This is a genomic window from Pseudoalteromonas sp. SR43-5, from assembly GCF_014163835.1.
GTDB lineage: Bacteria > Pseudomonadota > Gammaproteobacteria > Enterobacterales > Alteromonadaceae > Pseudoalteromonas > Pseudoalteromonas distincta.
The window spans coordinates 1-13481 of record NZ_JACJEA010000005.1 but is presented as its reverse complement, the minus strand read 5'-3'; the positions used below and the strand labels follow the sequence as shown (position 1 = coordinate 13481).

The 13481-nt window shown below is 38.3% G+C and carries 10 protein-coding genes and 9 tRNA genes; 2 read left to right on the top strand and 17 right to left on the bottom strand.

Annotated features, from left to right (window positions below):
• Positions 1–123 precede the first annotated feature (123 nt).
• Positions 124–1167: an alkene reductase gene (locus H5090_RS04215; RefSeq protein WP_165723927.1), complete on the bottom strand. Its 1044-nt coding sequence runs from the start codon at positions 1165–1167 to the stop codon at positions 124–126.
• A gap of 224 nt (positions 1168–1391) precedes the next feature.
• Here H5090_RS04215 and H5090_RS04210 point away from each other — a divergent pair, with 224 nt between their 5' ends.
• Positions 1392–1781 carry a DUF2750 domain-containing protein gene (locus H5090_RS04210; protein WP_002962412.1) on the top strand — a complete coding sequence of 130 codons (390 nt, stop codon included), beginning with the start codon at positions 1392–1394 and terminating at the stop codon, positions 1779–1781.
• Between the two features lie 66 nt (positions 1782–1847).
• Here the strand turns inward: H5090_RS04210 and H5090_RS04205 are convergent, their stop codons facing one another.
• Together H5090_RS04205 and H5090_RS04200 are read right to left on the bottom strand one after the other, a co-directional pair.
• Positions 1848–2717: an alpha/beta fold hydrolase gene (locus tag H5090_RS04205; RefSeq protein ID WP_182695093.1), complete on the bottom strand. Its 870-nt coding sequence runs from the start codon at positions 2715–2717 to the stop codon at positions 1848–1850.
• A 106-nt stretch (positions 2718–2823) separates the two neighbouring features.
• Complete coding sequence (locus tag H5090_RS04200) at positions 2824–4149, bottom strand: OprD family outer membrane porin (protein ID WP_024595955.1); 1326 nt, start codon at positions 4147–4149, stop codon at positions 2824–2826.
• 623 nt (positions 4150–4772) lie between these two features.
• Here H5090_RS04200 and H5090_RS04195 point away from each other — a divergent pair.
• Entirely contained in the window at positions 4773–7451 is a 2679-nt protein-coding gene (locus H5090_RS04195; RefSeq protein ID WP_182695092.1) for a CHASE domain-containing protein, read from the top strand.
• Between the two features lie 70 nt (positions 7452–7521).
• Here the strand turns inward: H5090_RS04195 and H5090_RS04190 are convergent.
• The 14 genes from H5090_RS04190 to tolA all read right to left on the bottom strand — a co-directional run.
• Positions 7522–7611, bottom strand: a tRNA-Ser gene (locus tag H5090_RS04190).
• Between the two features lie 176 nt (positions 7612–7787).
• Positions 7788–8828, bottom strand: coding sequence for a quinolinate synthase NadA (gene nadA / locus H5090_RS04185; protein ID WP_002962419.1), 1041 nt, complete (start codon positions 8826–8828; stop codon positions 7788–7790).
• A gap of 141 nt (positions 8829–8969) precedes the next feature.
• Positions 8970–9045 (bottom strand) — tRNA-Lys (locus H5090_RS04180).
• 63 nt (positions 9046–9108) lie between these two features.
• Positions 9109–9184, bottom strand: a tRNA-Lys gene (locus tag H5090_RS04175).
• 83 nt (positions 9185–9267) lie between these two features.
• Positions 9268–9343 (bottom strand) — tRNA-Lys (locus H5090_RS04170).
• Between the two features lie 24 nt (positions 9344–9367).
• A tRNA-Lys gene (locus H5090_RS04165) sits at positions 9368–9443 on the bottom strand.
• Between the two features lie 83 nt (positions 9444–9526).
• A tRNA-Lys gene (locus H5090_RS04160) sits at positions 9527–9602 on the bottom strand.
• 85 nt (positions 9603–9687) lie between these two features.
• Positions 9688–9763 (bottom strand) — tRNA-Lys (locus H5090_RS04155).
• A gap of 84 nt (positions 9764–9847) precedes the next feature.
• Positions 9848–9923, bottom strand: a tRNA-Lys gene (locus tag H5090_RS04150).
• Positions 9924–9993: 70 nt separating this feature from the next.
• Positions 9994–10069: transfer RNA gene (locus H5090_RS04145), tRNA-Lys, on the bottom strand.
• A 226-nt stretch (positions 10070–10295) separates the two neighbouring features.
• Positions 10296–11045: a tol-pal system protein YbgF gene (gene ybgF / locus H5090_RS04140; RefSeq protein ID WP_033021320.1), complete on the bottom strand. Its 750-nt coding sequence runs from the start codon at positions 11043–11045 to the stop codon at positions 10296–10298.
• A gap of 13 nt (positions 11046–11058) precedes the next feature.
• Positions 11059–11601 (bottom strand): peptidoglycan-associated lipoprotein Pal, encoded by a 543-nt coding sequence (gene pal, locus H5090_RS04135; protein WP_002960636.1) that lies wholly within the window; start codon positions 11599–11601, stop codon positions 11059–11061.
• Between the two features lie 34 nt (positions 11602–11635).
• The gene (tolB, locus tag H5090_RS04130) at positions 11636–12994 is read right to left on the bottom strand and encodes a Tol-Pal system beta propeller repeat protein TolB (protein ID WP_138488837.1); all 1359 of its coding nucleotides are present in this window, start codon (positions 12992–12994) and stop codon (positions 11636–11638) included.
• 9 nt (positions 12995–13003) lie between these two features.
• Positions 13004–13481, bottom strand: a 478-nt coding sequence (gene tolA, locus H5090_RS04125) for a cell envelope integrity protein TolA (RefSeq protein ID WP_182695091.1), incomplete at its 5' end; no start/stop codon positions are given.

The window sequence follows — 13481 nt, the reverse complement described above, 5'->3', positions numbered from 1 at the left end:
GATGAACTTTATTTACATAAAGGTTAAACAAATATGGAAGATTTATGGCGGGAATATGTACAAAAAAAGACACTCAAAGATTTAACTTTGGGTGCCTTAATAACTAAATATAATATTTAGCTGTTACTTCAATTCAGCTAGCATTTCATCGCTGTAAGGTACTAACTCTTCACCGTTTGCAATTTTGCTAATGTAATCTGGGTTTGCGATAAGTGGGCGACCAATAGCGATTAAATCAAACTTAGCATCGTTAATTGCCTCTTTTGCTGACTCAAAAGTATAGCTGCCTACGCCTACTAATGTACCTTTGTAGCCTGCACGTAAAAATTCAGACGTCGTTTTACCTTCAAGCGATTCAAACGTTGTACTGTCGTCAAAAATACCGCCGTGTAAGTATGCTAAATCTCTCTTCTCAAGCTCTGGTAATAAGTAATCGAATACCGCTTTATCACGGCTATCTTCGCTCATATTAAAATAAGCACCCGGTGTAACACGTAAAGCAGTACGCTCATTACCTACAGCGGCGATAACTGCATCGGTTACTTCTAGTGCAAAACGCGACATATTTTCAGGCGTTTGACCGTATTCGTCGCTGCGTGTATTTGCAGCGTAATGTAAAAACTGGTCAATCAAATACCCGTTAGCACCGTGAATTTCTACCCCGTCAAAACCCGCTTCAATCGCATTTTCTGCCGCTTTTGCGTAATCAGCTACTAGGCCCTTAATGTCATCTATAGTCGCTGCTTTTGGTGTGATGTATGTAAGCTCACGCATACGAGGTACAGAGCCTTCAACGCCAATTGCCGATGGTGCCAGTACATCGCCATCAAAAAAGTGAGGATGTGCAACACGGCCAACATGCCAAAGCTGTGCAAACATTTTGCCGCCATTAGCGTGCACTGCATCAGTTACTTTTTTCCAACCTTGAATTTGCTCACTGGTAAATAAACCAGGTGTATTTGGGTAACCTTGCGCATCTGGACGAATAATAGTTGCTTCGCTAATAATTAAACCGGTTTCGGCACGGCGAGCATAATATTCAACCATATCTTGTGTTGGCACTAAGTTATCGTCAGCCATACAACGCGTTAATGGTGCCATAAGTACGCGGTTTTTAAGCTCAATCGTATTATTTAGTTTAAACGGAGCAAGTAGATCAGTAGTCATTTTTCAATCCTTCATTAAGTATATGCTTACTACAATGTGGCCTTTTTACAAACATTCAAGCTTATTTTGAATGATCGCTCAAATTAGTTGTGACTTATACTGTTCAATATACAAATTAGATCTGCATTGCTGAAATTAAATAGCAACTTTTCAACACTCTGTCATATAACTCGATATACTTGTGTGCATATAATTTAGATATAGTAATTAAGAGTGAGCTAATTATGACAACGCCAAATTTAAGCGAAGAACAAGCTGTAATTTTAGGGCTTGGGGCAAAAAAACGCCTAGCCTATATGTTCGAAACCGTACAACAATTTAAACAAGTATGGATTTTAAACGACGATGATGGCTGCGTTATGCTTGCCAACGAAGATGACGACTGTGTGCCAGTTTGGCCAACTCGCGAATTTGCAGAAGCATGGGCAACTGGCGAATGGGCTGGCTGCAGCGCTAAAGCAATTCCACTTGCTGACTGGTTTAGTCGCTGGACACCAGGCCTTGAAGAAGATGACCTACTTATTGCAGCCTTTCCTACAGAGGAAGACGACGGCACGATATTGTTTTCAGACGAGTTTGAAAAACAATTAAAAGCACCGAAGAAAAAATATTAAGGTTCAAAGCCTAAATACTCAGAGTTATTAATTTATAAACGCGGCACTTAATTTAGTGCCGCGTTTTTATTGGCAATTTCTAAAATCCAAATAAGCCTGCGTAATAGCATCTGGATTTTCTACTTGCGGATAATGCCCAAGCTCTACAAACTCTTGTACGCGCGCATTCGGAATAAGCTTTTTATAATGTTCAATCATGTGCTTACCAGAGATAGGATCTTCTGCGCCTGCTATAAACGTAAGTGGTATATTGCTATTTATGATGGCACCAACCCAGCGTTCTCGGTTTTGCTGCCTCTGCTTTATATAGCTAATGAGTTTAGGCATAACGGCTAAACCATCTTTATAAATTAGCAACTCCCAAAGTGTGTCTACCACTTGTTTTGAGGGCGGTGTACTTTTACTAAAAATAGTAACTAAATTATTGGCAAATTTTTGTTTATTCATTAATTTTGGCACTATCCAACCTAGCTTTGAAAGTAAAAGCTTTTGTATAAATAATGGTTTATGCACCTCAGGAAATAACCCACCATTTAAAAAACACACGCTGTTTATTTTAAAGTCACTTTGGCTAACCACTTGCCTTGCTAATAACTCTTGAGCCACAGTATCGCCATAGTCATGAGCTAAAATATGTACATCATTAATATTTAACGTTTTTAAAAATTGGGTATATAAGTCGGATTGTTCGGTAATTTTATAGGTAGCGTTTATTGGTTTATCTGACAAACCAAAACCTAGCATATCGAGCGTAATTACAAAATAATGTTCACTAAGCGTTTGCCACATACCTTCCCAATCCCAGCTAGCACTTGGAAAGCCATGTATTAAAAGCAGCGCAGGCTTAGTTATATCACCAGCTATTTTTGTAAATATTTGATGGCCAGAAATATGAGTGAATTGGCCCTGCGATTGCCACTGTTGAAGAGAAAACATATATTAGCTTTATTTTTATTATCTATTTGTTAGTTTTATCATAGTGGTAATTAATAAAGGAAATAAAACCAATGTATAAATTTGCATTGGCTTATTAAACGTTATTTTAAAATTTAATAGTGTAATCTACATAAACTCGGTGGTCGGCTCTGTCGCCTTTTACACCATCAACGCTGCCTGATTTTTCGGTTGTATAATCTACAAATAACCAGCGCAAACTTAAGCCTTTTATTTTCTCAACTTTATAGCGCGTATCTACAGCCCAATATTTTTCATCAGCTGTGCCAGCTAACTTACCCAGCGCAGAGTTTTCCGCATCGCTACCGCTTGTGTAGTAAAACTTTGTTGTTAAACCTGGCGATACTGCTTTTAAATCAATGCCAAAACGTGCCTGCCACGTTGCCTCGTTTTGATTTGTTAAATCGGCACCAATCAATGAGCGAGTTGGAAATGGGTTTGTACCATGATCGCCACTAAAGTTATCTTCAATCCAAGCATCACTTACTTTAGTAAATGCCGCACCTACACTCCAAATATCTTTTTTCCAATCAGCATCTAAGTAATAGGCAAATCCATCGTTTTCACTTTTAGTTAAACCTGTTAATGCGCCAGTTGCATCTTCATCATCTAAATCGCCGCCCTCTGCGCCTGTTACAAATAAATCACCATCATCTTGTGAGGTAAATATGCCAGTTGAAAGGGTTAACTTACTTTGCTCAAGTTTAATGTCGTAACTGATTTTTAATCCCATTTTACTTAGATAATTGTGCGAATTTAAATATTCAGCCTCTAATGTTATGTCGTCTTTTTTATGCGTAGCACCTACGCCCCAAATTACGCTAATGGCGCCAGGTGCCGATTGGTCGGTAGAAAAGTCTTCCCATCTATCATCATGTCGACGGCTCCATTTATCGTATACGTAACCATATAATTTAGTGTTGCCGATTTTATAGTCGCCAAAAACACCTCGAAAAGTATTAGGAATAGCACGGCTGCCTGAGCTTTTTAAAAGCATGCTTTTGGTTTTTTGCCCACCTACTTTAACGTGACCGTTTTTGCCCAATTTAAAATCTAAAAAATATTGACCAAATTTAGAAAAGCTATCGTCTACTCCACCACTCTCATTACCTGCTGGTAAAATATTACCTGCGGCTGAACCTGTAGAGTTAATATTCATTACGGTGTAAGTCGATACACCCACATTCAATAAATCATTTATATAACCTGATGTGTAATTGAGCTCTATACCTTGAGCAAAAGTTGAATCGTCACTTGCGTCGTTATCGTAGTCACGGTCGAAATAAATTGATCTAAGTTTTATATTAAATTCATCTTGTTCTGTCAGCCCATTAACAGCAGCATACGAAGGAATAGAAATGCATGTTAATACTGCGCCTGTTGCCGCAAGTAATTTAGATACTCGGTGAGCCATAGTTATCTCCGTTACCTTGTTTTTGAAGTTTTTACTGTGCAGCACATAGGGATGTGTATGCTTTTTGACCTACACGGCAAACATGTCATAAGGTAATTACATTTCAAGTAATTACCTTTCTTTCATGCTAATAAATATAGAACAATATAAATTTATAATGTTTTAATTTTTATATTATAAAATAGTAAGAGTTTGTTTTATTTCGGATGAATTGTAAAAATTGGTAAAGATTACCTCTTGCTCACTCGTATCTAAGTCGCTAATTTTATTTAAAAAAACATCATAATATTAATTTAATTTTACTTGATTTAAACTTACCTAAGTAAAGTTATGAGCTGCTGATTTCTTCTAAAATCAATAAGTACAAAAACCAGCACCTTTTGCTACTACTTTTGTTGGTATCTATAAAGTGATGCAGAATTTATAAATTATTATATTTATATGCACTTTAGTTTTATCTTGAGGCTTAAAATCAACTTTTTAGACTCCCCCTACTCTAAACCTCTATAAAATATATACATTCCAATTAATAACAAAGTTGTGTCTTGAATAATAGGTGCTATATTTATCACGTTATTAAAATAGAAACACACTTACTGCGACTCATGAAAAAGGATTAATTAATGATTCAAGCACGACCGGTTAATAAAGGGTTATTAATCTCACTGCTTCCTCACGTCATTTTATTAGTTGCGGGCATTATACTTACCTACTTTGCTCATATTAAACACCAAGAAGCCATAAAAAATAAAATAAACAATGCGCTTGATAACCGCCTATCATCGCTTTCTACAGGTATTAACAGTAGGCTCGATTTGTATCAATATGGGCTATTTGGTTTAAAGGGCTTTGTACATGGGATAGGTGCAAATAACTTAAACTATCAAGCCATAACTAACTACTCTGGGAGCCGTAACTACGCTAAAGAATTCCCTGGAGCTAATGGTATTGGCTATATAAAAAAAGTTGGCGTTGAGCAATTAAATAAATTTTTGAATGATGCAAAAAACGATAGACCCGATCAGACATTTAATTTGAATACACTCGTAGCGACTAGTGATGAGCATTTTATAATTCAATATATTTTTCCTGAGCAAAAAAACTTACAAGCAATTGGATTAGATATTGGATCTGAGAGCATGCGCAAACAGGCAGCACTAAATGCTGCCATAAATAATACAACCCAATTAACGGCGCCACTGACTTTAGTACAAGCGAATAAACTCTCACAACAAGGCTTTTTAATATTAGTGCCAATATATAAAACCATTACTATTTCTGATAATAAAAAACAGCGCCTTAATGAGCTTTTAGGTTGGGCATATTCGCCGTTGTTAATTGATAAAATTTTAGACTCACTTTCACACCTTGATGAAAATCAACTAACGATAAGTGATATCAATAACAATACTGAGACTGATTTTTTTAGTTATGGCATAAAAAGCAAAACTAACGATTATCAATTAACTAAAATTATAAAATTAATGGGTAGAACGTGGAAAATTACCATTGATGCCTCAGACGCCTTTATTTATAACCTTCATCTCCCTAGTCGGTATCAAGCCATTGTTAATGGCTCTTTCGCCACTATTGGCTGTATGTTTGTAGTTTTTTTAATGCAATTGTTTATTTTTAGAAGAAACCAAAGAATTAAGAGAAAAACACTTCAGGCTAAAAAAAATAAACTCGCATTGCAGCAAGCAAATTTAAAACTAGAAAGCGAAGTTAAACAACGTACGCAAGAAATAGCCGATATGAGCATGCTCCAACAAAGTATTTTAAACAGTGCTAGTTATTCAATTATTGCGACCGACACAAACGGCTTAATCACTCTATTTAATCCCGCCTCAGAAAAGTTATTAGGCTACAAAGCGCAAGATGTTATTGGCATTAAAAACCCTGGCATATTTCATTTAAAAGAAGAAATTATAAAAAAGGCTAAACTACTTAGTGCTGAATTAAATAAACCCGTCACCCCTGGTTTTGAAGTATTTATCTTAAAAGCAACAGCAACAGAGCCAGATATTAATCAATGGACATACATTTCTTCTACAGGCGAGCAAATACAAGTTAATTTAAGTGTCACTTCGTTGTTAAATAACGAAGGAGACACCGTTGGCTACTTAGGTATTGCTTACGATTTAACAGAACAAATTGACCACGAGCAAGCCCTTGGTCACTCAAAAGAACTTGCTGAGCAAGCATCGCAAGCAAAGTCTGAATTTTTAGCAAATATGAGCCACGAAATACGAACCCCGATGAACGGTATACTTGGCACATTACAACTATTACAAGAACAACCGCTTAATGAAAAATCAAAAGAGTATTTAAAAAAATCACTATATTCAACTCGAGCACTCACCACCATTATTAACGATATTCTTGATTTTTCTAAAATAGAGGCCGGCAAGCTCTCATTAGAGAATAAGCCTTTTGACTTTTTTGAACTTATTCATCACTTAGAGTCAGACTTAGGTGTGCAAGCAACAGATAAAAACATTTACCTTAAATTTGTGATTGATATTGAGCACAAGCATTGGGTGGGCGACCCAGTTAGACTCAGACAGGTATTTTTAAACTTAATATCTAACGCGATTAAGTTTACATCTCAAGGTGGCGTTACAGTAACGTTTAGGCTAACCGACGAAAAAAAAATATGTTGTTGTATATCAGACACCGGAATTGGAATCTCTGAGCAAGCAATTGATCGATTGTTTGAGCGCTTTGAACAAGCTGAGCAATCAACCACGCGTGAATATGGTGGTACGGGCCTTGGCTTACCCATCACTAAATCATTAATAGGCCTTATGAATGGCGAAATTAAAGTAACAAGCCAGTTAGGTTCAGGGAGTCAGTTTTATGTGTACTTACCATTAAAACAAGCGCAGGTGGATGACAGCACATTAACAACCAAAAATATTGAGCTTCCTGACCTATCTGGAAAAATTATTTTATTAGCTGAAGATAATAAAATAAATCAGCTTGTTGCAGCTGCGATGCTTGAACCAACTAAAGCCACCATTATTATTGCCAACAATGGTTTAGAAGCGATTTCATTATACGAGTTACACAAACCAGACATTATTTTTATGGACATTCAAATGCCAAAAATGGATGGTCTTCAGGCATGTAAAATAATTAAGACGCTTAATAGCGAACAAATTGTTATTGCATTAACTGCTAATGTTTTTACAGAACAAAAAGAAATATACAGGCGGTTATTTGATGGTTACGTTTCAAAACCAATCGAGAAACATGAACTTGTCGGCATGTTATCGACACTTTGCTTAGTAAATAATTAGTCATTCTGAAGGCATTAAAAAACCCAGTTATTGTTACCTTTCGATATTAATAACTGGGCTCTAAGAATAATGGTGGAGGGAGAGGGATTCGAACCCTCGTTAGGGATAAACCTAAACACACTTTCCAGGCGTGCGCCTTCAGCCACTCAGCCATCCCTCCACGGTGCTGCAATTGTGTAATGCAACAGCGCGCTATAGTATGAAATAGACCCTTAAGGTGCAAGGCATTTTTAAATTTGGGCCTTCAAATGCTTACTAATCAAGCAACACTTACCTATAGGCACAAAAAAACGGCTAAATCTAAGACTTAACCGTTTTTAATTTATACTTTAAAAGTTACTTAGCCATGCTCGCAGTAAACTCAAGCATGCGATTTAAGGATTTAAGTGCGCCTTCGCGTAAATCCATATCAACGAATACTTCTTTACCTTTAGGGCTTATGAGGGCTTCCTCAATCGCTTTTAAGCCATTCATTGCCATCCAAGGGCAGTGTGCGCAACTTTTACATGAAGCGCCCTCACCTGCCGTAGGAGCCGCAAAAAACTCTTTATCTGGACATAGTTGCTGCATTTTATAAAAGATGCCGCGATCGGTTGCTACAATAAACTTTTTGTTGTCCATTGTTTGCGCTGCTTTGATTAATTGGCTCGTAGATCCAACCGAATCGGCAAGAGCAACTATTTCTGCTGGTGACTCAGGATGAACTAATACGCCTGCATCTGGGTGTAGCGCTTTCATGTCTTTAAGTGCTTTTGTTTTAAACTCGTCATGTACAATACATGCGCCATTCCACATAAGCATATCAGCACCGGTATTTTTTTGAATATAACTACCAAGGTGCTTATCTGGGCCCCAAATGATTTTTTCGCCTTGCTCATCGAGGTGCTCTACTATTTCAAGTGCACATGATGAAGTTACAATCCAATCTGCACGTGCTTTAACAGCCGTAGAGGTGTTTGCATATACAACTACTTTACGATCAGGGTGCTGATCGCAAAACGCAGAGAACTCGTCTATCGGGCAACCAATATCTAACGAACATGTTGCTTCAAGCGTTGGCATAACAACCGTTTTATTTGGCGTTAAAATTTTGGCTGTTTCGCCCATAAATTTTACGCCCGCAACAATAATCATATCTGCATCGTGACGTGCGCCAAAACGCGCCATTTCTAGCGAGTCGGCAACGCAGCCGCCGGTTTCTTCAGCAAGTGCTTGAATTTCAGGATCGGTATAATAATGGGCAACAAGTACTGCATTTTTATCTTTTAGTAATTGTTTTATACGCGCTTTATATTCGCCTTGCTCGTCTTGTGTTAACGGTGCTGGCTTAGGGGGAAAAATATAACCTTCAGGCATAATAGTTTGAGCTAGACTCATGTTCTCGACCACTTATCTACAGTGCATTAATTAGGGCGAATTATACGAGAATATGAAAGCAAATAACAGCGAACTAGTAAGGCTGTTTATAAAAAATAAAGTGGGAAATTAAAAAAGAATATAAAGGAAAGTATTAGAGAGTGGTGGGTCATGATGGATTTGAACCATCGACCAATTGATTAAAAGTCAACTGCTCTACCAACTGAGCTAATGACCCGCTCTAATATAAATCTGCTTTGTAAAAAGCTTGCGTAAATCCGCCGATTAAACTGTCATAGAATGGTGGGTTATGATGGATTTGAACCATCGACCAATTGATTAAAAGTCAACTGCTCTACCAACTGAGCTAATAACCCGCTCTATGCACTTATTCAATTAAGAATGAAGCTTACGTATATCCGCCGACTAATGCCAAACCCTATTCACAAGGAATAAAAAATGGTGGGTCATGATGGATTTGAACCATCGACCAATTGATTAAAAGTCAACTGCTCTACCAACTGAGCTAATGACCCGCTCTTATATAACTTTTCATAGAATGGTGGGTTATGATGGATTTGAACCATCGACCAATTGATTAAAAGTCAACTGCTCTACCAACTGAGCTAATAACCCGCTCTATGCACTTATTCAATTATGAATGAAGCTTACGTAAATCCGCCGATTGATTCCAAACCGTATTCACAAGGAATAAAGAATGGTGGGTCATGATGGATTTGAACCATCGACCAATTGATTAAAAGTCAACTGCTCTACCAACTGAGCTAATGACCCGCTCTATTGTTGCGTTTAAATGCAACTTACTACTTTGCGTAAATCCGCCGATTGGAACCAATCATTATTCACAAGGAATAAAGAATGGTGGGTTATGATGGATTTGAACCATCGACCAATTGATTAAAAGTCAACTGCTCTACCAACTGAGCTAATAACCCATTCCAGTTGCTAACTTATTACTAAGTTAAAGCTTACGTAAATCCGCCGATTGATGCCAAACCGTATTCACAAGGAATAAAGAATGGTGGGTCATGATGGATTTGAACCATCGACCAATTGATTAAAAGTCAACTGCTCTACCAACTGAGCTAATGACCCGCTCTGACGTTGCGTTTTATAACAACTTAGTATTGTACGTAAATCCGCCGATAAAAGACCATTCAAATAATGGTGGGTTATGATGGATTTGAACCATCGACCAATTGATTAAAAGTCAACTGCTCTACCAACTGAGCTAATAACCCGCTCTTTTTGTCGCATTTCGAGTGGGGTAACCATTCGTTTGCTGCGGGCGCTTATAATACTTATTTATAAAATGAGTGCAACCGAAATTGTCTCTTTTTTTAAGTTTTTATGTCTAGATGCACAAAATTAAACCGTTTGTGCTCAAACTACATGCAAATCCAAGATTCTTCGAGAGTTTCCATGTAGTTTGCTCGCCTTAACTAGAAATTTAATCGCTGGTGAACTTTAGTTTCCCAAACGATCAGTTGCTAGTTTTGCAGCGGTAGTACTTGGGTATTGATTGATAAGATCGCTCAATATTTTTTGTGCTTGCGCCGCTGAACCTTGATCTTGTAAAAGTGTGCCTAACTTTAGCATTGCATCAGGGCGTTTATTAGAATTTGGAAATTCGTTAACAACCACTTTAAAATGCTCCACCGCTTTTACGCCATCATTTTTAATAGTAAGCAACTGCCCTAACCAATAATGCGCGTTAGACGCATATACAGAGTTTGGATAGGTAGTCAAAAACGTTTGAAATTCAGGAATCGCTTGATCATAACGTTTATCTTTCATTATTAACGCAACAGCACGCTCGTACGCTTCATTTTCAGATAAGTCACTGCTGTAGCTCTGTGCATCGTTTGGCTGCGCCTGATCGACTACTGGAGCTGCTGTTGGCTGTGTATAAGCCTGGCTCACGCGGTTTTCAATCTCTTGATACAACTCACGCTGACGCTGCAGTACTTTTTCAAGTTTGTAGCTTTGCTCTTCAGTTACACCGCGAATTTGACTTACTTCGTCTTGTAACAAGTTAAGTTGTTGCTGTAACTCTACTTGTAAAAAGTTACGCGACTGCATCATATTCTCAAGCGACGCTAATCGCTTCTCAATACTTGATTGTGAACTTGCAGCTTCTGAAACAGGAGCGGGAGCAGCCATTAACTGGGTGCTCCCGCTCAATATCATGGCTGCCAAAATAATTTTCGGCTTCATAATATCTCTTATCTTAGTAAACTAGTACCGCACGGCGGTTTTTAGCGAAAGCTGATTCAGTGCGAGATTTAACCATTGGCTTCTCTTCACCGTAGCTTACCACTGACATTTGGCTAGCTGAAACACCTAAGCTTAATAGGTATTTTTCAACTGCTTGGCCACGGTGCTCACCTAGTGCAATGTTGTACTCTGGAGTACCGCGCTCATCTGCGTGGCCTTCAATTAGTACTTTAACTGATGGGTTTTGAACTAAAAACTCAGCATGTGCACGAAGTAAATCAGCGTACTTACCTTCAACAGTCGCTTTATCAAAGTCAAAGTAAATTACTTGCTCTTGACGTAGTGCTTCGTACTTTTGACGAAGTTGCTCTTCTGCTTGTTGCTCAGGAGAGATTGTAGCTACTTCAACTGTATCAGTGTTAGTTGATTGCTCAACAACGCCTTGATTTGATTGGTTTGCAGCACCTTCATCAATATCAGAAGATGAGCTACAAGCTGCTAATGTCATTACTGGCACAGCAATTAGCAGGCCTTTAAGTATTTTGTTAAGTTGCATTGAGTAGATTCCTATTTTGAGTAAACCAGTAATATTACTGTAAGTATGGCGACCAAGCTGGTGCCTTTACTTGTCCGTCTAGCACAGGTAACCGTGCTTTAAAGCGGCCGTCCATCGATACTAGCGCAAGTACCTGTTTATTATTATGGAGCGTGCTGTATATAATCATCGAACCATTTGGCGCTATGCTCGGTGATTCATCTAGGCGTGTTCTCGTTAATACTTGAAACGCACCTGTAGCCAGCTCTTTCTTAGCAAGATGGTACTGCCCGTTGGTACGGTTAACCATCACTAATTCTTTTCCATCTGGTGTTATAGAACCAGCAAGGTTCATATCACCATCAAAGGTGAGTCGTTGTGACCTACCTGTTTTTAAATTTAACTTATAAATCTGAGCATTACCACCCCTTTCAGATGTAAACACAATATCTTGGCCATTAGGGTACCAAGATGGCTCAGTATCTATGCTACGATGATTTGTTAAGCGTGTTTCTTTACGTGTAGCAAGGTCAAGCATGTAAACTTCTGTCGCACCCGTCTTATCCTTAGAAAGCACTAATAATAGCTTTTTACCATCTGGCGAAAACTGCGGTGCACCATTAATACCACGGTAGCTTGCTATTATTTCACGCTTACCTGTGTATATATCTTGAATGTAAATTTGGCTTTGACGGTTTTCAAACGTTACATACGCTAGTTTAGTACCATTTGGTGACCATGCTGGCGACATTAATGGTTCTTTTGAACGAAGTAATACCTGTTCGTTAAAACCATCGTAATCAGCAACGACTAGTTGATAAGGTTTAGGCTCGTTATCACGTACTATTACATATGCAATTTTAGTTAAAAACGCGCCCTTTTCACCCGTTAGCTTTTCATAAATAACATCACTAATGCGGTGTGAATAACGACGAAAACCACTCTCGCCAATAACACTTTCACGCGCTTCTAAAATATGATCTTGGCTTTTAACTAACTTACCGTTACTCATCATTTGCGTATTGCCACCGGTAATTTGGCCGCGAATCACATCAACTAACTCATAACGAACTAAATAACGCCCATCAGTTTGTTGTTCAACCTCACCAACAAGAACAGCTTCAACACCTTTATTAACCCAAGACGCATAATCAATTTCGCCATCTTTACTTGGCTGTTGCGGCATTTGCGCCACATCAACAGGTTTAAACTTACCACTGCGCATTAAATCGGCAGCAATAACACCACTTAGCTTTTCAGGAATTGGACCAACACCTTGGTATTTAAAAGGTACAATGGCAATAGGCCTTGCACCGTCTACACCTTCTGTTATTACAATTTCAAGCGCTGCATTAGCAACACCCGTAAACCCAAACAGTAAAACTAAACAGGCTATTTTTATTTTGTTGAACATATCATTCCTTTAAAATTCTGGCTTGATTGTTAAATTAATATTCTTAAGTTTTTCGAATACGTCTTTATCTTTAGATACCGGTAATGTGTCAGCCATGCGCACTGCTCTTAATGCAGCTTCACATACTAACTTGTCGCCACCTAATGATTTAACTTGCGTTACTAAACCATTAAAGCCCAAACGAATATTAACTCGGCACTGTTGGTTTTTCATTTTTTCATCAATCAGTAAGTTTTGCTGAATACGCGCCATAATTAATGCACGGTACTTATCAACTTCGCTCACCACTTGTTGCTGACGTATTTTACTACGGGCAGCCTGCTCTTTGGCAAGTTGCTCTTGTAACATTTGCTCTTGCATTGCTTGCTGGCGTTTACGTTCGGCCTCAGCAGCACGCTCTTTTGCTTCCTCTTCACGCTTTTTGCGCTCAGCTTCTGCTTTTTTAAGCGCTTCTTCTTCAGCTTTGCGTTTGTCAGCTGCTGCTTTT

Excerpts from the sequence above, each read along its gene's own strand:
- H5090_RS04215 (WP_165723927.1), bottom strand. The coding sequence starts at position 1,167 with ATGACTACTGATCTACTTGCTCCGTTTAAACTAAATAATACGATTGAG.
- H5090_RS04210 (WP_002962412.1), top strand. The coding sequence starts at position 1,392 with ATGACAACGCCAAATTTAAGCGAAGAACAAGCTGTAATTTTAGGGCTT.
- H5090_RS04205 (WP_182695093.1), bottom strand. The coding sequence starts at position 2,717 with ATGTTTTCTCTTCAACAGTGGCAATCGCAGGGCCAATTCACTCATATT.
- H5090_RS04200 (WP_024595955.1), bottom strand. The coding sequence starts at position 4,149 with ATGGCTCACCGAGTATCTAAATTACTTGCGGCAACAGGCGCAGTATTA.
- H5090_RS04195 (WP_182695092.1), top strand. The coding sequence starts at position 4,773 with ATGATTCAAGCACGACCGGTTAATAAAGGGTTATTAATCTCACTGCTT.
- nadA (WP_002962419.1), bottom strand. The coding sequence starts at position 8,828 with ATGAGTCTAGCTCAAACTATTATGCCTGAAGGTTATATTTTTCCCCCT.
- ybgF (WP_033021320.1), bottom strand. The coding sequence starts at position 11,045 with ATGAAGCCGAAAATTATTTTGGCAGCCATGATATTGAGCGGGAGCACC.
- pal (WP_002960636.1), bottom strand. The coding sequence starts at position 11,601 with ATGCAACTTAACAAAATACTTAAAGGCCTGCTAATTGCTGTGCCAGTA.
- tolB (WP_138488837.1), bottom strand. The coding sequence starts at position 12,994 with ATGTTCAACAAAATAAAAATAGCCTGTTTAGTTTTACTGTTTGGGTTT.